Below are 21,146 nucleotides of genomic sequence, written 5' to 3'. Positions count from 1 at the left end.
CCATGCAAATTTCTTTTCTAATTGTAACTAAAAACAGAGTAAAAGAATTAGAATTTACTCTAGAAAAACTTGAAGCCATCATAGACAAAAAGATTCATGAAGTTTTAGTTTTTATTGATGGATGTATAAATACTGAAAAAATCATAAAAGATTATGATTGGATTAGATGGACAGTTTCTAAAAACAGTATCAGCGCATCTCCTTCAAGACAGATATTGTACAAAAAGGCCAAAGGCAATATTTTGGTAGGATTAGACGATGATGCTCATCCAGTAAGCTCAAATTTTATTAATGAAATAGAAACGACATTTAAAAGCAATTCAAATATTGGTATAATAGCCTTTCAGGAGATTCGGGGTGTATTTGAAACAGATGCTGACGCTATGAAACTTGTAGAGGATAAAGAATCCTATTTTACCAATGATTTTGTTGGATGTGGATTTGCCATCTTAAAGCAAGTATATAATAAAACGCGGGGTTTTCCAGTTTGGATTGATATTTATGGAGAAGAACCAGCATTATCTTTGGAGGTTTTAGATTTAGGTTATGCTATATTTTTCCAACCTAATATTATTGTAAATCATAGGGTAAATACAAACAAGAGGAAGGAGCAAGGCAGAAATTATTTTCGTTTTGAACATTTATTAAAAAATACTATTCGCCTCTATTTAGTTTATTATCCACATCCCTTCTTTAAGGTTATGAAAACATTATGGCATAATTTTAAAAAGTATGCAATTACAAATAGATACTATTTTACAAGTTTTTGTAAGGTTGCATTTTCAACATTGCACAATTTACCTGAAATTTTTAAATACAGAAGACCCGTAAAAAGAGAAACCATTACTCAGCGATTTAATTTAAAGCGATTACAATATAATACCACTACAAGCAATAAAAGCAAATGATAGTTAGAATATGTAGATATTATAAATACCCAGATATAAAAAGGCAAACCCCAAGACAATCCTTCATCTGGGATGGAATTACTTTTACTGAAGATGAAGTTAAGGAGTGTGATTTTTTAGTCATATTAGATTATCCTAAAAAAGATATACATGTTAAGGTTAACCCTAACAATATTATACATATATGTTTAGAGCCAGCCAACGAAATATCTAAATATAGACAATACGCCAATAAGCAGGTTTCAATAATTTACAACCAAATAAAAAATGAAGGCAAATTTGTAAAATCCCATCCTGTTTTGCCTTGGCACTTAGATAAAGATTATGATTATTTTAAACACTTAAAACCTGAGCATTTAGATAAGAAGGATAAAATTGCTTGGGTAACAAGTAGCCAAAGAAGTTCTAAACAGCATAATATGCGAATGGATTTCCTAGAATTAATCAGAGATTTACCGTTTATGGATATTTGCGGTAGGGGGATTAAGGAGGTTGAAAGTAAATGGGATGTGATGAAAACGGCGAAGTATGCTATTGCTTATGAAAATTTTAAAAACCCATACAATTGGACAGAAAAAATATCAGATTGTTTTTTGAGTTATACGGTACCATTATATTTTGGTTGCAATAGAATTGAAGAATATTTTCCTAAAGAAGCCATAATACAGATTGATCCATCAGATAAGTATATTAAAACATTTTTAAAAGAAACGCTTAACTCACAAGTGTACAATGAAAAAATAGAAGCTCTAGTGGAAGCCAGAAACTTATTTCTCGATAAATATCAACTCTTTCCTTTTATAGTAAGCCAAATTAGAGCAGTAGAGGCAAAACAGGGTGTAAGTAGTATCAATAAAAAAGTAGAGTTTCATTTTAAAGGAGGAAATGCATACTATGATAATTATCCCTCTTTTATAGACCTACAACGAATTTTAAGAAAGGTTAAAAGAAAACTAAATAGATAAACAAATAAGCTATTTAATTAAATGTTATTTAACTCCTTAGACTTTGCAATTTTTCTCCCAGTTGTTTTTTTACTGTATTGGTTTGTTTTTCAAAAAAAGCTAAAACAACAAAATACGCTGCTTTTAATTGTAAGCTATGTGTTTTATGGTTGGTGGGATTGGAGGTTTTTGCTACTAATTATTTTTAGTTCATTTATAGATTATACAGTAGCGTTAAAATTAAAAGATGAAACTAAAGACATCAACAGAAAAGTTTTTCTTTGGATAAGTATAGCTGTTAATCTCGGATTTTTGGGCTTTTTCAAATACTATAACTTTTTTGTAGATAATTTTGTTGCTGTATTTTCTTTATTTGGCAGTAAAATTCAGAGTAATACATTAAATATTATACTCCCAGTAGGTATTAGTTTTTATACATTTCAAACATTAAGTTATACGATTGATGTCTACAAAAAGAAACTCGAACCCACGAAAGATATTGTCTCTTTTTTTGCGTTTATTAGCTTTTTTCCTCAACTTGTTGCTGGACCAATTGAAAGAGCAACTAATCTTTTACCGCAATTTTATAAGATAAGAAAATTTGAATATAAGAAAGCTGTAGATGGCTGTAGACAAATACTATGGGGATTATTTAAAAAAGTAGTTATTGCTGATAGTTGTGCTGAATATGCTAATGTGATTTTTAATAATTACGTTGATTATTCGGGCAGTACCTTAATCATGGGAGCTTTGTTTTTTACTTTTCAAATTTATGGAGATTTTTCTGGCTATTCAGATATAGCAATAGGTACAGCAAGGTTGCTAGGTTTTAACTTAAAACAAAACTTTGCATTTCCTTATTTTTCAAGAGATGTAGCAGAATTTTGGAGACGTTGGCACATATCATTATCAACATGGTTTAGAGACTATGTATATATACCTTTGGGCGGTAGTAGGGTAAGTAAATGGTTAAAAGTTAGAAATATTTTTGTGATTTTTATAGTAAGTGGCTTTTGGCATGGTGCAAATTGGACATATATTATTTGGGGTTTTTTAAATGCCTTATATTTTATACCATTATTGCTAACCAACCGCAATAGATATAACTTGGATGTTGTTGCTGAAAATAAAATACTGCCAAATATAAAAGAACTGCTTCAAATCATAGTAACATTTTTACTCATTGTAATGTCTTGGGTGTTTTTTAGATCAGAAAGTGTCCCTCATGCTATAGGTTTTTTAAAAAATCTATTTATAAAAAACCTATTTAAATTACCTGAAATAAGACCTTCATATTTGATTGTTTTGATTATGTGTTTTATTTGTATTGAATGGTGTGGAAGACATCAAAAATATGCATTGGAACAATTGTTTTTTAATAAAAATAAAATATTAAGATTAGGGTTTTATATGATTTTAATTGTTCTTATATTAATATTTAGTAATGGTACATCTGAAGAATTTATATATTTTCAGTTTTAATAATGTCTAAAATGAAGAGGTTTATAACAAAGATTTTTCTTTATGCATTGGCTTTTTTTATTTTAGAAAAGAGTGCTTATATACTTTTACATAAAACTCCTGATAGGGAATATGATAAACGATTGGAGGATGTCTTAAAAGGGCAAATAAACAAACAACTTGTTGTACTTGGTTCATCTAAAGGAGCTGGTAATGTACTTGCAGGACAATTAGAAAACGAAACAGGTTTAACATCATATAACTTATCTTATTTAGGAGCAAACATTCAGTTTAAGGCATTTATGTTAAAAACATTATTAAGATATAACAAAGCCCCTGAAAAGATAATTTTGGTCATTGATAATACTAAAGAGTTAGTTCCTGAGAAAACATTAATTTTTCGTTATGATAGATTGTACCCTTTATCAAAGTATAATTATATTAATGATGAATTGATAGAGTTAGATAAACGAACGGTTTTATCTAAGTTACTCTATTCGGCGCGCCTAAGTAAATGTGACTTTAGATTTAAGAAATTTAACAATAAACACAAAAATCCCATAGATTCTAGTGGGTCTAGTCCTTTTTTATCCAGAACTAATAAACTGGAAGAAGGCTTTTTTAAATATCAAGAAGAAGATGATTTGGTAACTTATGATATTTCAATAGAAATACCAGAGAAACTAGAAACTTTATTAGATATTCAAAATATGTGCAAAGAAAACAATATTGAATTAATATTTGCTATATCTCCAAATTTCAAGGCATTGGATAATTATTTTTTACAAAGATTTGAAAAGCTTTTATTGCCTGAAAATAAACTTTTTGTGTATGACACAAAAAATATAATTTATAAAGACAAACAATACTTTAAGGATCTTACCCATTTATTAAAAAACGGGGCTGAAATATTCACCACAGAAATTAGTACATTTATCAACTCAAATAAAGACTTAGACTAAAGATGAAAGTTGCCCTAATTACTGGTATTAACGGACAAGATGGATCTTATTTAGCGGAATTATTGTTAAAGAAAGATTATATGGTTCATGGTATAATTAGAAGGAGTTCTACTTTTAATACCGAACGTATTGAACATCTCTATATTGAAACATTATTAAAAGACTTGCATGAGAAGCAAAGTATAAAACTCCATTATGGAGATATGACTGACGGTTCTAATTTAATTAGATTGGTTCAGGAATTGCAACCAGATGAGATATACAATTTAGCAGCACAATCACATGTAAAAGTATCTTTTGATTTACCTGAATATACAGCTGAAACTGATGGTATAGGCACATTAAAGCTATTAGAAGCTATTAGAATTTGTGGTTTAATTGATAAAACAAGAATTTATCAAGCATCTACCTCAGAACTTTACGGGAAAGTGCAAGAAATACCGCAAACGGAGACTACACCTTTTTATCCAAGATCACCTTATGGTGTTGCGAAACTGTATGCATTTTGGATAACTAAAAATTATCGAGAATCTTATGGGATGTATGCTGTAAATGGCATTTTGTTCAATCACGAGTCAGAAAGAAGAGGAGAGACTTTTGTAACCAGAAAAATAACATTGGCAGCGGCTAGGATTGCCCATGGAATACAAGAGAAGTTATATTTGGGTAATTTAGATGCTAAGAGAGATTGGGGCTATGCTAAAGATTATGTAGAATGTATGTGGCTCATGTTACAGCAAAACACACCAGAAGATTACGTTATTGGTACAGGAGAACAACATACGGTAAGAGAATTTTGTGAATTGGCTTTTAAGGAAGCAAATATTACCATTCAATGGGAAGGAGAGGGAGAGTATGAAAAAGGTGTAGATGCAAAAACAGGAAAATCTTTAATAGAGATAGACGCTAACTATTATCGTTTAGCTGAAGTGGAAACACTTTTAGGTAATCCAGAAAAGGCAAAGAAAAATTTAGGATGGAATCCTAATAAAACTTCATTTAAAGAGTTGGTGGCTATAATGATGCAGCACGATTTAAAGTTTGTTAAAAAGTTTGGCAAATCATAATTGGATATGAAAATTATTTTAACAGGACATACTGGAATGGTAGGGCAAAATATTTTGCACCATATTAAGACATCAGAATATACTTTTTTAACGCCTACAAGATCAGAATTAAATTTAGAAAAGTGGCAAGAAGTAGATGCTTACATCAAAACCCATGAACCAGAGTTGGTAATTCATGCAGCTGGAATGGTTGGAGGTATACAAGCTAATATTGCTAATCCGGTAGATTTTCTAGTAAAGAATCTAGATATGGGCAGAAATATAATTTTAGCAGCTCAAAAGAACGCAGTTAAATCTTTAATTAATTTATCTAGTTCATGTATGTATCCGCGTTTAGCTCAAAACCCTTTGAAGGAAGAATATATTTTAAAAGGAGAACTGGAACCTACTAATGAGGGATACGCTCTCGCAAAAATTGTTACAACACGTTTGTGTGAATACATCACAAGAGAAAATAAAACATTTCAATATAAAACTGTTATACCCTGTAATCTTTATGGGAGGTACGATAAATTTTCTCCTAAACATTCACATATGATTCCTGCCGTAATAAAAAAAATACATGAAGCTAAAGTAAATAATGAAGCTGAAGTTGAAATATGGGGAGATGGCAAGGCAAGACGAGAGTTTATGTATGCTGAAGATTTAGCAGATTTTATATTCTATGCCATAGAAAACTTTGAAGATTTACCTCAAAATATAAATGTAGGCTTAGGGAAAGATTGCTCAATAAATGAGTATTACAAAACAATAGCTGAAGTAATTGGTTATGAAGGCAAGTTTGTACATGATACAACAAAACCAGTGGGTATGCAGCAAAAATTAATAGATAATACTAAACTTAATACACTAGGTTGGAGGGCTAAAACATCTTTAAAAGAAGGTATATCTGAAACATATGAGTTTTACAAAAATGTAGTATTAAATGATTAAATATCCACTAGCAACTTCTACTTGGAACGATAAAGAAATAGAAGCCATTAATAAGGTTATAAAAAGTGACATGTATACCATGGGGAAGCATGTAAAAGCTTTTGAAGAAAGTTTCGCAGATTTTGTGGGTTCAAAATATTGCGTCATGGTAAATTCTGGCTCATCTGCAAACCTATTAGCAGTAGCAGCACTTTTTTATACTAAAACCCCTAAGTTAAAACCTGGGGATGAGGTAATTGTACCAGCGGTATCATGGAGTACTACATATTTTCCACTTCATCAATACGGTTTGAAACTAAAATTTGTAGATGTAGATTTAGATACACTAAATTTTGATTTGAAAGCTTTAGAAGCAGCAATTACAAAGGATACAAAAATGATTTTTGCCGTAAACTTATTGGGCAATCCAAATGATTTTGATGTCATCAATTCTTTGATTAATGGAAAAGATATTCTGCTTTTAGAAGATAATTGCGAGTCTATGGGAGCAGAGTTTAAAGGCAAACAAGCAGGTACATTTGGTAAGATGGGAACCTTTTCCACGTTTTTCTCTCACCACATGTCAACTATGGAAGGTGGTTTGGTAGTAACTGATGATGAAGAGTTACATCATGTATTAATTGCTTTAAGAGCTCATGGGTGGACACGTCATCTACCTAAAGAAAATAAGGTAAGTAATAAAACTAACGATTGGTTTAAAGAGTCTTTTCGTTTTGTGTTGCCAGGTTATAATTTACGACCTGTAGAAATGTCTGGAGCTATTGGAGTAGAGCAATTAAAAAAATTGCCAGACTTTTTAAAAGTTAGAAGAGATAATGCTAAATATTTTGAATCTTTATTTTCAAATCATCCAGATTTTCTTATTCAAAAGAATAGCTCTAATAGTAGTTGGTTTGGTTTTAGTTTGGTAATTAGACCAAACTCAAATCTAAACCGAGATGAAGTAGTAACACTTCTAAATGAAAAACATATAGACTGTAGACCAATTGTTACAGGAGATTTTACCAAAAATGAAGTGTTGCGTTATTTTGATTATGAGATATTTGGAGATATGAAAAATGCCAGATACATAGATGAGAATGGTTTTTTTGTTGGAAACCACCAAATAGACTTAAAGAAGGAGATTGATTATTTGTATACTGTTCTAAAATCATAAAGTAATTTCAAACCAAGTTTTGCTTTAAAGCATATACTTTCATCCGAAAAAAAATGTATTTTAGCGATTATTCGATATAGTTGAATGCTTAATTTCTATGAAGAAAATCGGTTTTATTCCTTTACGGAAACATTCTAAAGGTATCCCTGGAAAGAACAAACGAAAAATGGTTGGAAGGCCATTATTTACTTGGGTACTAGGCGAGGCATTACAATCTAGTTTAGATGAGGTTTACGTTTATACAGATGATGATTCAATAATCAAATTTATTGAAAAAGAATACCATTATACAAACAAAATAAAAGCCTTAAAGAGATCTAATGCTTCGGCTACAGATACAGCTTCAACAGAAATAGCTATGTTGGAATTTGCAGATAAAATAAACTTTAATTTTGATGCCTTTTGCTTACTACAAGCAACTTCTCCTTTTACTAAAGCTAGTGATATCAACAATTGTTTAGACGAGTTAAACAATGGAAAAGACTCGGCTTTAACTGTTGTGAATACGCATAGATTTATTTGGGACAAAAATGGAACTTCTGTAAATTATAATCATAAAAAACGCCCTAGAAGACAAGATTTTGAGGGGTTGTTAATTGAAAATGGTGCGGTATACTGTTGTACCAAAAATGTGCTAAAAGAATACAAAAATAGATTAGGAGACAATATTGGTGTAGTAAAAATGCGAGAAGAAAGTCTACATGAAATTGATTCTGAATCGGACTGGATTATAGTTGAAAATTTATTGATTGAAAGACAAAAGCAAGCCAAAAAACCAGAAAAGATTACGCACCTAGTGTTAGATGTAGATGGCGTATTTACTGATGGTACCATAACATACACTAAAGATGGAGAGCACACAAAACGTTTCGATATGCGAGATGGCATGGGGCTTGAGATTTTAAGACAATTTGGTGTTGAGGTAATGGTAATGACAAGTGAACAATCTGAATTGGTAGCAAAACGCATGCAGAAGCTACAAATACCCCAAGTGTTTTTAGGTGTTAAAGATAAATTTACACTATTGCAATCACTTGCAATTAGTCAAGAATTTTCTCTAAATAATGTTGCCTATGTAGGGGATGATGTAAATGATATGACTAATATTTGTAGTGTTGGTTGGTCCTTCGCACCAAAGAATGCTATGGATGAAATAAAGCGAGTGGCAGATGTGGTTTTATCTAAAAACTCTGGATCTGTTGCTATACGTGAAGTCTGTCAATTCATTAAAAACTATAACAAACGCTTTTAGTTTATAATCCCATGAATACCTATAAGAAACCCTATGTTATAGCAGAAATTGGATGTAATCACAAAGGCGACATAGAAATAGCTAAGGAGTTAATAAAAGTAGCTAAGATATTTTGTGATGCTGATGCTGTAAAGTTTCAAAAACGAAACAATAAAGAGCTACTTACAGAAGAGCAATATAATCAACCTCATCCAAACCCTGCAAATTCTTATGGTGATACTTATGGAAAGCATCGTGAGTTTTTGGAGTTTGATATCCAACAACATAGAGCTCTAAAAGAGTTTTGTGAAGAGATTGATATAGATTATTCAACTTCTGTTTGGGATGTAACCTCTGCAAAAGAAATAACAGCGTTAAAACCAAAATTTATTAAAATACCTTCTGCATGTAATAACAATATAAAAATGTTGGAATGGTTATGTGAAAATTATAAAGGAGAAATACATATTTCAACAGGTATGACTACGAAATCTGAAATTGATGATTTGGTATCATTTTTTAAAAAATATAATCGTAATAAAGATTTGGTGTTGTACAATTGTACCTCTGGATACCCTGTGCCATTTGAAGATGTTTGTCTGTTAGACATTAACCTACTTATTGATAAGTATGGTAATGATGTAAAACATATAGGGTTTTCAGGACATCATTTAGGTATTGCCGTAGATGTTGCAGCATATACTTTAGGTAGTAATATAATAGAACGACATTATACCTTAGATAGAACTTGGAAAGGTACAGATCATGCCGCTTCTTTAGAGCCAATGGGGCTTCGTAAATTGTCTAGAGATTTAAAAGCCGTTTATAATGCTTTAAGTTTTAAGTCTCAGGATATATTACCTATCGAGCAAATACAACGCGATAAATTGAAAAACCAGAAAGGGTAATTACCAAAAAGTAGATGAAGAAAAAAGTTTTTGTTTTTTTTCCTGATGGTGTTGGGCTACGAAATTTCGCTTTTACTGATTTCAAAAATACTGGGGAGCAATTAGGATTTGATATTACGTATTGGAATAATACGGTATTTTCACTAAAAGACAATTTAGGTTTTAATGAGGTTAAGATTGAAAATCATCAATTACATCCTTTAACTCCAGTGTATTCCAGAGCCAGAAAACGCTGTGAATTAAATGTCTCTAGAGATAAATTTAATGACGATGTATATCCAACTTACAAATTTCCTTTCAATTATAATGGTGTTAAAAATATAATTAAAAGTCTTTATATTAAGTTTTTAATTGCAATGTACTCATCAGAAAAGGGAGTAGTAGCAATTAGAAAAAAGATAAATAAATTAGAGCGTAGAAATCCTAAATATGCTTACTGTAAAGCGCAGTTGGAAAAGTATAAACCAGATTTAATTTTTTGTACTACTCAACGCTCAACACAATCTATAAGTGCTCTACTGGCAGCAAAAGATTTGGGTATTCCAACTGTTGCATTTGTGTATTCATGGGATAATGTGCCCAAGGCAATGCAAGTTGTAGAAACAGATTATTATTGTGTTTGGAGTGAGCACATGAAACAAGAGGTATTACAATACTATACGTTTGTAAAATCGCAACAGGTTTTTGTAACAGGTACACCACAATTCGAGCCTCATTATAACGATAAATTAAAACAACCCCGAGAAGCTTTTTTTAAACAATATAATTTAGATGTAAATAAGCAGTATATATGCTATTCTGGTGATGATGAGACTACCTCACCATTAGATCAATTCTATCTAGAGGATTTGGCAAATGCCGTGAGAAAATTAAATTCCAAAGGCTATAGACTAGGTATTATCTACAGAAAATGTCCTGTAGATTTTACGTCAAGGTATGATACTGTAATAGAAGCTAATAAAGATATTATTGAAGTTTTAGACCCTATATGGAAGCAGGTTGGCAACCAATGGAATCAAGTATTACCAACCAAAGAAGACTTTAAAATGTTGTATAATGTTTGCGAACATAGTGCTTTTGTAACAAATGTATGCTCTTCTACAGTTTTTGATTTTGTAGTACACGATAAATCTTGTATTTATTATAATTATGAACAACCACAATTAAAAAAGGGAATTAGAGATATTGGGCAAAATTATAAATATGTGCACTTTAGAAGTATGCCAAGTGATAAAGCAGCTATATTTTGTACTAATAAAGCTGATTTAGAACATTTGATTCAACAGACTTTTGATGGCGAAATATCTAATGTTGAAGAAGGGAAAAAATGGTATGAAATCATAGTTGGAAAAGCGCCTACTAAAGCTTCAAAGAATATCTGGAATGCCATAAGAGCAATTTTAAACAAATCTTAGTGGATTATGAAAGTTGGGTTTATAACATCTGAATATCCTCACCCTAAAGTAATTTCTTCTGCAGGTATTGCAACTAGTATCAAAAATTTGGCTATTGCCTTAGCAAAAAAGGGGGTTGAAGTTATAATTTTTGTGTATCATCAAAAAGAAGATATTGTTTTTAAATCTGATAATATTGAAATACACCTAATTGCATCAAAAAAATATAAATGGTTTGGATGGTATCGCTATAGAATGTTACTACAAGAGTATATAAATCATCATGTTGTATTAAGAAATATAGATATTTTGGAGACTCCAGATTGGACTGGAATTACTGCGTTTATGAAGTTTAAGGTGCCTTTAATAATTCGCTTTCATGGAAGTGATGCATTTTTTTGCAAACTAGACAAGCGTAAACAAAAAATCAAAAATTTTTATTTAGAAAAAATAGCATTAAAGAGAGCCACGGCATATATAGCACCAACTACTTATGCGGGGAAGGAAACGCAAAAAATATTTAATTTAAAGAAAGATAAAATTACAACCATACATCATGGATTACAATTAGAAAACTTTCAAAACGATAAACCATTAGTTTATCAAAAAAATGTGATACTTTACATAGGTACTATTATCAGAAAAAAAGGGGTATTGGAACTAGCTCAGATATTTAATAAAATTGTTGAAAGCAATTCTAAGACAAAATTAATATTGATAGGAGCAGATGCTAAAGATGTAAAAACAGGAAAGGTGTCCACTTACCAATTAGTTGAATCGATACTTACTGATACAGCTAAAACAAAAGTTCAGTATTTAGGAGAAATTCCTTATAATCAAGTTAAAGAGTATATTAAAAATGCCCATGTTTGTGTTTTTCCATCGTTTGCTGAAACATTAGGAATGGTTACTATTGAGTCTATGGCACTACAAAAACCAGTGGTAAATACTAGCATTGGTTGGGCACAAGAATTAATAGATGATGGCGTAAATGGTTTTTTAGTACATCCTTCTAATATTGATAAATATGTGATCCGTGTTTTAGCAATATTAAATGATGATGAATTAGCTCACAATTTAGGCAAAGAAGCAAGAAAGAAGGTAGAATCAACTTTTGATATTAAAGATTTAGTAAATAAAAATATAGACTACTACAAGAGTATCATAAAGCAGAACATTTAGCTTTCATGCAATTTAAATCTATAAAAAAGCGACTAGGTGTATTTTCAAAGAAAATGAAGTTTTTTTTGCACTATTCTAAGCGCTTAAAACTAAAGGGTTACAATACTGAAAAAAGAATTATTGTTTGTTGCGATGGCTTATTCCCGCATGGGGGGTTAGTTGATAGACTCAAAGGAATAATGTCCTTTTATGAAATTTCAAAGGTATTAGGTTATAAGTTTTATATTCAATTTGATGAACCTTTTGAATTAAAAGTTTTATTAGAACCTAATAAAGTAAACTGGTTTATTGGTAGAAAGGATATTAAATGGCATCCCACAAAAACTAAATTAGTATACTTGGTAAATAATTTCAATGTAAATCCCTTGGAAATTATAAAGAGATCAAAAGCAAATACCTTTATTGTTTATGCTAATATTGATTATTTTGAACGTATCCATAATACATCAACTAACATAGATTTAGAGAATAAGTGGCGTATTAGCTTTAATGAACTGTTTAAAAGGACAGAGTTTTTAAATACAAAACTAGAAAGTTTAGAAAACAAAAATTATATAGCTATCCATACACGTTTTACAAGTTTGATGGGGGATTTTACTGATTCATCAGTTAAGATAATTTCTGAAGAGAAAAAGCGAAAATTACTTGTTGAGTTACAGTTTGAAATAAATAAAATTCTAAAAGAATCCAAGCATAAATGCTATGTATTTTCAGATAGCACTCTTTTTTTGCAGTATATTGCTAATAAGGAAAATATTCATTTAGTTGAGGGCAATCCATTTCACATGGATGACTATAATAATATATCAAAATTAGAAGACCACTTAAAAACAATGTTAGATTTTTTCATGATAGCAAATAGTGAGACTGTATATTTTCTAAAAATAAAACCTATGTATCATAGTAGTTTTAGCAAATATGCGGCATTAATAGGGAATAAGCCATTTAAAGTAATAAGTAGATAATATTTATAAATGGTTTTAATTATTCATGATAATGACAAAGTACTTAAGTTGATTAATAAATCAGGTCAATCAATTGTAGATAAATTAATTTTAAGAAAGCCAATAACAGAAACAGTTTTAGAATTGGCTAAAATATTGCCAGATACCTTACTATTATGGTGCCAAAAAACGTATGAACCCTTTTTAAACCTGGAAGTGTTACCATCTGTTTTCCACCATAAAAGAATACTGGCATCATTCCATCCTCACGAAGAGAACTATTTGCCAAAACAGATTGGGTATATAGATAGATCATATTATCTCAATATTAATAAGACAGTAACTTTTCCAACATGGTTAATGAGTAGTTGTGTAGGAGGAGTGAATACATCAGTTTTAAATTCCTTAGGAAGAAATTTATTTAAAGATGATACATTTAATTACTTTTTAAATTCCTTAGGAAAAAGAGCAATGGTTAAAGGGTTATTTTGCTATTCTGAACCTACATTGTTGAAAAAAAACAACTTATCAGAAGTTGCAATTGAAAATGGGGATTATCGTGTGTTATTTAAATTTGTAAAACAACACTACAAATGGGTTTGGGTATGGTTTTTAGCTTTGTGCTTTATTCTGTTTGAAAAACGAAAAGTAGTAATTCTACGATCAGTTTTCAAATCAATTTGGTACAAAAAAAGAAGTAATGATTTCAATTTAGAGCAGGTATATATTAAGTCAACCAGAGAATTAGTACATGATAAGAGTATTGATGTGATAATACCAACTATTGGCAGAGAAGATTATTTATACGATGTTTTAAAAGATTTTTCTAAACAAACTTTATTGCCCAAAAGAGTTATTATAGTAGAGCAAAACCCACTTGCCAACTCAAAACCTTCTTTAGATTATATAACAACAGAAAAATGGCCTTTTGAGATAAAACATATTTTTACCCATCAAATAGGTGTTTGTAATGCCAGGAACATAGCTCTTTCTAAAGTCAAAAGTTCTTGGGTATTTTTGGGAGATGATGATAACAGGTTTAGTGAAACTTTATTGTTTAATTTACTTACTGAGGTTGAAAGGTTGGGCACTAAAGTTGGTACTACAGTATATTTACAACCTAACGAGAAACAAACATATAACCAAACAGCACAAACTACAATTTTTGGAGCGGGTAATAGCATAGTTAAATCAGATTTGTTAAAGCAAGTAAGTTTTGATAAGAGATTTGAGTTTAATTATGGAGAAGATACAGATTTTGGAATGCAATTAAGACATTTGGGAGAAGATGTTGTATTTTTTTCAAACATTAGAATTACGCATTTAAAGGCTCCAATAGGAGGGTATCGTATTAAAGTGAAACAGCTATGGGAAGATGATGAAAAACAACCCAAGCCTTCTCCTACCATTATGTTGTTAAAACAACGCTATTTTACAACTAAGCAATTAAAAGGGTATAAATTGTTGCTGTTTTTAAAATATTATAAAGTAAAAAATATTAAAAACCCATTTAAATACCATAAAGTATTTAAAGAACAATGGATGAATAGTCTATATTGGTATAATATCATAAAGTAATATTTAATGCTTAAACTTTTTACTGATACAACATTCTTAACAGAACAATATAGAAAACAGGTTTTTCCCTTACTATTTGATTTGTATTTTGTTGAGAGCAAAACGTTACTTCAATATTATATGCTGTCTTCAGATGTAATAGAATCTGATGTCGTAGTTTTTCCTATAGACTACTCAAAATTTTTGAGCTTCAAATCAAACTTTTCTAAACTTCAACAAATAGCTCAGGAAAATAATAAGCCTATTTGGATATACTCTTCAGGCGATTACGGATTTACAAATTATATCAAGAATAGTTTTACATTTAGGTTAGGTGGTTTTCATAGTAAAATGAATTCGTCAAATTATATAATGCCAGTATTTATTAACGATCCATATACTATTTATACCTCTCATTCCTTTTCTTCATTACAGAAAGAAAACCAACCATCTGTAGGCTTTGTTGGTCATGCTAAAGGAGGTGTGGTCAAGTATTTAAAAGAGCTGTTAAGTTATACAAAATATAGGTTTAAAAGAGGTATTGGTAGATCTAAAACTGATTTTCAGCCTTTTTATCCGTCAAGTATTAAGCGTGCTAGTTTTTTAAGAAAACTGCAGTTTAATTCTGGTATTACAACAAATTTTATTTTTAGAAATAAGTATAGGGCTGGAGTAGAGACCAAAAAAGATAAAGTTATAACTACAAATGAATTTTATGATAATGTATACCATAACATATATACATTTTGTTTAAGGGGAATAGGTAATTTTTCAGTACGGTTTTATGAAACTCTTGCTATGGGAAGAATACCTGTTTTATTGAATACAGATTGTAGGTTGCCATTTTCGGATAAAATTGATTGGAACAACCATTGTGTTATTGTCAATAAACCTAATAAGCTAGCAACAGAAATATTAGAGTTCCACAATTCAAAATCAAAAACAGAGATAGAAACTATTCAGAAATCTAATAGGTTACTTTGGGACAGGTATTTAACTCGTAAATCTTATTTCATCAATATTCACAATATTTTTATTAAGGATGAATAAATCATTTGCACTTGTTGTATGTACTTATTTAAGACCAAAGCCTTTGTTTAATTTAATGCAATCGGTTAAAAAGCAAACGTTATACCCAAATGAAATTTTAATTATTGATGCATCTGATGATGATGAAACCCAATCTGTTTTAAATAATAATAAATTTTCAAATACTAAATACTACAAAGTAAATGAAGATAATAAAGGGCTAACAAAACAGCGAAACTATGGTGTTCGATTAGTAAATAAAAGTGTAGATATTATTTGTTTTCTCGATGACGATATTGTGTTAGAAGAAAATTATTTTAAGAATTTGATTTCTACTTATAATGAAAAACCAGAAGTTTTAGCTGTTGGAGGTTACATAATTAATGAGGTAAAATGGAATAAAGCAGAGGGCAATACTAGGAAATCATCATTTTATTACGATGGCTGGGAAAGAGATGAACCTATGCGTTTTAGATTAAGAAAAATTTTTGGATTATTACCTGACACTAACCCTGGTTTCTTACCAACATTTGCTCATGGAAGATCTATAAGTTTTTTGCCACCTTCAGGTAAAATTTATGAAGTAGAACAGCTAATGGGAGGGGTAGCATCTTACAAAAAAATGGTGTTTGATGAGTTAAGCTTTTCTACTTACTTTAAAGGTTATGGACTTTATGAGGATGCAGATTTTAGTATTAGGTTAGCTAAAAAAGGAAAATTATACATAAATACCAATGCAAAGTTATACCACTATCATAATAAAGAAGGAAGGCCAAATAAATACAAATATGGTAAAATGGTAATACGTAACGGCTGGTATGTATGGCGTATAAAGTATCCCGTACCAACTTTTAGGGCGAAACTAAAATGGCATTTTTGTGCACTTCTATTAATAAGTATAAGAGTTTTAAATATTTTTAATTCAAAAAAAAAGATGGAGGCTCTAACTGAAAGTTACGGAAGAATTGTAGGTTATTTTTCATTATTTATAAAAAAGCCAAAGTAGAATAATGCGTTTTTTAATTATTACTCATACTCCACATAGTATAAGAAAAGGTAAGATCTATGCCTACCAACCTTATATTAGAGAGATGAATATTTGGTTAAAATATGCAGGAGAAGTTGAAATAGTAGCACCAACAATTAAAATTCCGCTTTCTAAAGTGGAAGATAGTTATAAACATAATAAAATTAGGTTTACAGCAATACCAGAGATAAACTTAAAGTCATTTATCAATATACTTAAGGCATTATTATTAGCTCCATACATTTTATTTAAAATAAGTAAGTCGTGTAGGAAAGCAGATCATATACATTTGCGTTGTCCAGGTAATATAGGGTTATTGGGGTGTATAGTACAATTGTTCTTTCCAAAAAAAATAAAAATAGCAAAATATGCTGGTAATTGGGATCCAGATAGTAAGCAACCTTTTAGCTACAGAATTCAAAAAGCCATTTTGTCTAATTCATTTTTAACTAAAAATATAGATGTTTTAGTGTATGGTCATTGGCCAAATCAAACACAAAATATAAAATCTTTCTTTACTGCGAGCTATAGGACAAATGAAAGGAGACTTTATGGAAAGAAAAATTATATGGATATATTAAATTTTGTGTTCATCGGTACTTTGGCACCAGGTAAGCGTCCATTAATGGCTTTAGAAATAATTAAACACTTAAGAGATATTGGCTATAAAGCTAATTTAGATTATTATGGAGATGGTATTTTAAAGGATAAAATAAAAAGTTACATTGAGAAGTATAAACTACACAATTTCGTTTCTTTACATGGTAATACAAAAAGTGAAGAAATAAAATTGGTACTTAAAAAAGCGCATTTTTTGGTTTTGCCTTCAAAATCTGAGGGGTGGCCAAAGGCTGTAGCAGAGGCAATGTTTTTTGGAGTGATACCAATTGTAACAGCAGTTTCATGTCTACCTTATATGCTTAATTATGGAGAAAGAGGTGTTTTAATTAGTCCCAATATTAATGATGCAGTTAGTGTTTTGGATACTCTATTGAAAGATGAAAAAGAATTAAATCAAAAATCAGCAAAAGCACTAGAATGGTCTCAAGAATATACATTAGATTATTTTGAAGATGAGATTCGTAAATTAATGAATAGATGAGGGTATTGCAACTAATAGACTCCCTAAGAACTGGTGGCTCAGAACGCATGGCAATTAATATTGCAAATGCATTATCATCAAAGGTTGAAGCTTCTTTTTTATGTACGACAAGGGATGAGGGTTTACTAAAATCTAATATTAATGATAGTGTTAACTATCTCTTTTTAAATAAAAGTAGTGCTCTAGATTTAAAAGCTATTAGTAAATTGAGTTGGTATATAAAAAAAAATAAAATAGATATAATTCATGCTCACTCTACCTCTTTTTTTCTTGCAACACTTGTAAAAGTTTTTAACCCTAAATTAAAATTAATTTGGCATGACCATTACGGTAAAAGTGAGTATTTAAATAAACGACCTAAGCTGTTATTATATTTCTGCTCTTTATTCTTTAATCATATTTTTAGTGTAAATTCAAAACTTAAAGCATGGGCGGAAAATAAGCTAAATACTAAATCTATTACTTACCTTCCAAACTTTCCTCTACAGCAAGCTTCAAATTTAGAAACAATTAATTTAAAGGGAGTTAATGGTAAACGCATTGTTTGTTTGGCTAATCTTAGAGCGCAAAAAGACCACTTAACTCTTTTAAAAGCATTTAGTATAATACTTAAAGAATATCCAGATTGGAGCTTACACCTAATAGGTAAAGATTATAAAGATGAATATTCTAAATCACTATCAAATTTTATATCAGAAAAAAAAATAGAAAAAAGTGTTTTTATTTATGGTAGTTGTAATAATACTTTTGGTTTATTAGAGCAATGTGATATTGGAGTTCTATCTTCAAATTCAGAAGGTTTACCTTTGGCCCTATTAGAATATGGTATAAAAAAAATGCCAACCATTATTACTGATGTTGGAGATTGTGGTCTGGTTATAACAGATAGTACCATAGGAAAGTTGGTGCCTCCAAGCAATATTTTGGCTCTAAATAAAGCTATTGAGTTTTATATAAATAAGCCAGAAGAAGCCAAGAAAGCTGGGCAAAATTTAAATAAAAGAGTAGAGTCTCAATTTTCTGTAAACGTTGCAATCAAACATATAGTAGGGATATACAAGAAGCAAATGTTAAATGACTAAAACTGAATACATAAATAAGAGAACTGAGATTCTATTTAAGTCGTTTTATGTAAAGGCTGCATTGGCTTTAATGATTCTTTCATATTTCTATAATTTACCTGTTTTAAAATATAGTGCCATAGGTAATAATGAACTAAGGCTTTATGATATTACAGGGTTGTTTATTTTGTATTTAGTTATAACCAATACATCTTTATTTAATTTATATATTAATTCTAAAAGTTATTTCAAGTACTTAAAGATATTTATTCTGTGGGGAGGATTTACACTTATTTTTAATGCGATTTTTAGTTTTTTTAAAGGAAGACCGCTTTGGTTTGTACAATCTTGTCTTTATTATTATCATTTATTGGTGTTTTTTTACACGTCAATATTACTTGCAATGTATTTACGAAAAAGATCTAATTACAAATACGTAGTTAATTACGTGCTTTTACTTGCGTTACTTGAAGGAGTTTTGGTCTTTTTACAACATGCAAGGATAGTCCCTTTTTTATGGAATGAAGTTTATGCAAAAGCCTACGGAGGGTTTCTTTCGGGTACGTTAGGTCCAAATAAAATAAACTTAGGAATGAATATGTTTTTTTCTTTCGTATTGGCATCTGGACTATTACTTCAAAAACAACTAAAAACGAATAGGCTTCTAGTAATAACCACTATTTTTGTTACCCTTGCTACTATTGGTGTATCAGGATCAAGAACTACATATCTAGGATTGATAGTATTTTTATGTGTTTTGTTTGTATCCAAAACAAAAAAGTTTTTTGGGCTTTCCATTGTAATTTCTTTGGGCGTTATAATTGCATTTTTTTTAAATCTAGAATTTATTGAAGCAATAACTTCTACAATTGAAAACAGGGTAATTGATAAGGTTTCAGATCCTTTGCTTCTTAGTGGTGAGAGTTTAGATGTAGATCAATTATATGAAGATTTAGGCTCAGGAAGAAAACAATTGTCTTTACGATATCTAGAGTACCTCTTAGAAAACCCACTCATTATTCCTATAGGTATAGGTTTAAACAATAGACTACTTATTCACTTTTCAGCACATAATATATATTTAAGTTTAATAAACGAAGTTGGACTTGTAGGGTTGTTTTTTTATTTTAGATGGTTAGCAAATTATTTGTTTTTAAAATTTGGTAAGGTTAGTTCTTTAAAGATTACCTTGCAAGGGTTAACAGTAGCCATGATTGTTACTTTGTTTTTTGGAGAGCATCTTTATATTTATAGGTCATTGTTCAGTATTATTGGATATTTTTTATTAATTGTAATTCTATTAATTGCTCCACGTTACTATTTTTCAAAAAATGCAAAAACGAAATAAAATAGCAGTTGTAATACCATATTATAAAGCATCAAAGCATATAATTGATGTTGTTAGTAAATTACCTGATGTAGTAGATGAGGTATATATAGTAGACGATTGTAGTCCTGAGGAATTACCGAAAGTAGAACTAAAAAAGTATGATAAGGTTAAGGTTTTGAAAACTCATACTAATTTAGGGGTAGGGGGAGCAACAAAAGTAGGGTTTCAATATGCAATACAAAATGAAGTTGATATTGTGGTAAAACTTGATGCGGATGATCAAATGGATGCATCTTATATACCGGCTTTAATTACCTCCTTAACTACTAATAAAACTTATTATGCTAAAGGAAACAGGTTTAGGGACTTTAAAGCTTTAAAACAGATGCCGTTTTTTAGAAAACTTGGCAACCTTATACTTTCATTTTTAACAAAAGCTGCTACTGGTTATTGGAATAATTTTGATCCTACAAACGGTTTCTTTGCTATTAGAACAGATATGTTAAAATTATTAAATTTTGAAAATATTAGTAATAGATATTATTTTGAGACTTCTTTGATAGCTGAGTTATATTTCCAAAATGCTGAAATAAAAGATGTGTCTATGCCTGCTATTTATGGCAATGAAAAATCTAATATGGCTTTATGGAAAATGCCATCTGTTTTTCTACCTAAGCTATTTAAAACGTTTATCAAGCGTATTTTAAAAACTTATTATATCTACGATTTTAATATATCTTCAATATACATACTACTTGGGTTGCCTTTATTTTTATTTGGTGTTATATATGGTATTTATGTGTGGTGGTTTTATAATCATCAATCTATTTTTGCACCTACAGGAACCATTATGCTAGTAACGCTAACAATAATATTAGGATTTCAAATGTTACTTCAAGCAATACATTATGATATTTTGAAAGCTCCAAAATCTAAGTAATATGGGGAGC

At 30.0% G+C, this 21,146-nt stretch carries 19 protein-coding genes; all 19 read left to right on the top strand.

Features of this window, described 5'->3' with window-relative positions:
* Nucleotides 1-2: 2 nt before the first annotated feature.
* The 19 genes from JS605_RS08910 (at nt 3) to JS605_RS08820 (ending at nt 21,136) form a co-directional block, all read left to right on the top strand.
* On the top strand, nt 3-908 hold the full coding sequence (locus tag JS605_RS08910) for a glycosyltransferase family 2 protein (protein ID WP_203257345.1): 906 nt from the start codon (nt 3-5) through the stop codon (nt 906-908).
* Complete coding sequence (locus JS605_RS08905; RefSeq protein WP_203257344.1) at nt 905-1,873, top strand: glycosyltransferase family 10 domain-containing protein; 969 nt, start codon at nt 905-907, stop codon at nt 1,871-1,873. Before JS605_RS08910 ends, JS605_RS08905 begins: the two co-directional genes overlap by 4 nt.
* Nucleotides 1,874-1,894: 21 nt before the next feature.
* On the top strand, nt 1,895-3,334 hold the full coding sequence (locus JS605_RS08900) for an MBOAT family O-acyltransferase (RefSeq protein WP_203257343.1): 1,440 nt from the start codon (nt 1,895-1,897) through the stop codon (nt 3,332-3,334).
* Nucleotides 3,335-3,345: 11 nt separating this feature from the next.
* Nucleotides 3,346-4,275, top strand: a complete 930-nt coding sequence (locus tag JS605_RS08895; RefSeq protein ID WP_203257342.1) for a hypothetical protein — start codon at nt 3,346-3,348, stop codon at nt 4,273-4,275.
* A gap of 2 nt (nt 4,276-4,277) precedes the next feature.
* Nucleotides 4,278-5,342 carry a GDP-mannose 4,6-dehydratase gene (gmd, locus tag JS605_RS08890; protein WP_203257341.1) on the top strand — a complete coding sequence of 355 codons (1,065 nt, stop codon included), beginning with the start codon at nt 4,278-4,280 and terminating at the stop codon, nt 5,340-5,342.
* Nucleotides 5,343-5,348: 6 nt separating this feature from the next.
* Complete coding sequence (locus JS605_RS08885) at nt 5,349-6,275, top strand: GDP-L-fucose synthase family protein (protein ID WP_239000307.1); 927 nt, start codon at nt 5,349-5,351, stop codon at nt 6,273-6,275.
* Complete coding sequence (locus JS605_RS08880; RefSeq protein WP_203257339.1) at nt 6,268-7,431, top strand: DegT/DnrJ/EryC1/StrS family aminotransferase; 1,164 nt, start codon at nt 6,268-6,270, stop codon at nt 7,429-7,431. Before JS605_RS08885 ends, JS605_RS08880 begins: the two co-directional genes overlap by 8 nt.
* Before the next feature lie 97 nt (nt 7,432-7,528).
* Nucleotides 7,529-8,683, top strand: a complete 1,155-nt coding sequence (locus JS605_RS08875; RefSeq protein WP_203257338.1) for an acylneuraminate cytidylyltransferase — start codon at nt 7,529-7,531, stop codon at nt 8,681-8,683.
* Nucleotides 8,684-8,694: 11 nt separating this feature from the next.
* Entirely contained in the window at nt 8,695-9,570 is an 876-nt protein-coding gene (locus tag JS605_RS08870) for an N-acetylneuraminate synthase family protein (protein ID WP_203257337.1), read from the top strand.
* A gap of 14 nt (nt 9,571-9,584) precedes the next feature.
* Nucleotides 9,585-10,985 (top strand): UDP-glycosyltransferase, encoded by a 1,401-nt coding sequence (locus JS605_RS08865; protein WP_203257336.1) that lies wholly within the window; start codon nt 9,585-9,587, stop codon nt 10,983-10,985.
* Nucleotides 10,986-10,991: 6 nt separating this feature from the next.
* Complete coding sequence (locus tag JS605_RS08860) at nt 10,992-12,146, top strand: glycosyltransferase family 4 protein (protein ID WP_203257335.1); 1,155 nt, start codon at nt 10,992-10,994, stop codon at nt 12,144-12,146.
* A gap of 53 nt (nt 12,147-12,199) precedes the next feature.
* Entirely contained in the window at nt 12,200-13,111 is a 912-nt protein-coding gene (locus tag JS605_RS08855; protein WP_203257334.1) for a hypothetical protein, read from the top strand.
* A 9-nt stretch (nt 13,112-13,120) separates the two neighbouring features.
* Nucleotides 13,121-14,668 (top strand): glycosyltransferase family 2 protein, encoded by a 1,548-nt coding sequence (locus tag JS605_RS08850; protein ID WP_203257333.1) that lies wholly within the window; start codon nt 13,121-13,123, stop codon nt 14,666-14,668.
* 6 nt (nt 14,669-14,674) lie between these two features.
* A complete protein-coding gene (locus tag JS605_RS08845) occupies nt 14,675-15,697 on the top strand; it encodes an exostosin domain-containing protein (RefSeq protein ID WP_203257332.1) in 1,023 nt (340 codons plus the stop codon).
* Nucleotides 15,690-16,682 carry a glycosyltransferase family 2 protein gene (locus JS605_RS08840; protein ID WP_203257331.1) on the top strand — a complete coding sequence of 331 codons (993 nt, stop codon included), beginning with the start codon at nt 15,690-15,692 and terminating at the stop codon, nt 16,680-16,682. The genes JS605_RS08845 and JS605_RS08840 overlap by 8 nt, the downstream gene beginning before the upstream one ends.
* A 4-nt stretch (nt 16,683-16,686) precedes the next feature.
* Nucleotides 16,687-17,805 carry a glycosyltransferase family 4 protein gene (locus tag JS605_RS08835; RefSeq protein WP_203257330.1) on the top strand — a complete coding sequence of 373 codons (1,119 nt, stop codon included), beginning with the start codon at nt 16,687-16,689 and terminating at the stop codon, nt 17,803-17,805.
* Nucleotides 17,802-18,887 (top strand): glycosyltransferase, encoded by a 1,086-nt coding sequence (locus JS605_RS08830; RefSeq protein WP_203257329.1) that lies wholly within the window; start codon nt 17,802-17,804, stop codon nt 18,885-18,887. Before JS605_RS08835 ends, JS605_RS08830 begins: the two co-directional genes overlap by 4 nt.
* Nucleotides 18,880-20,214, top strand: a complete 1,335-nt coding sequence (locus tag JS605_RS08825; RefSeq protein WP_203257328.1) for an O-antigen ligase family protein — start codon at nt 18,880-18,882, stop codon at nt 20,212-20,214. The genes JS605_RS08830 and JS605_RS08825 overlap by 8 nt, the downstream gene beginning before the upstream one ends.
* Complete coding sequence (locus JS605_RS08820) at nt 20,198-21,136, top strand: glycosyltransferase family 2 protein (RefSeq protein ID WP_203257327.1); 939 nt, start codon at nt 20,198-20,200, stop codon at nt 21,134-21,136. The genes JS605_RS08825 and JS605_RS08820 overlap by 17 nt, the downstream gene beginning before the upstream one ends.
* The last annotated feature ends 10 nt before the right edge of the window (nt 21,137-21,146 follow it).

This window comes from Hyunsoonleella ulvae (assembly GCF_016827605.1).
In the GTDB taxonomy this organism is placed as follows: Bacteria; Bacteroidota; Bacteroidia; order Flavobacteriales; family Flavobacteriaceae; genus Jejuia; species Jejuia ulvae.
Note: the sequence above shows the minus strand (reverse complement) of the source record. Positions and strands in the feature narration are given on the sequence as shown.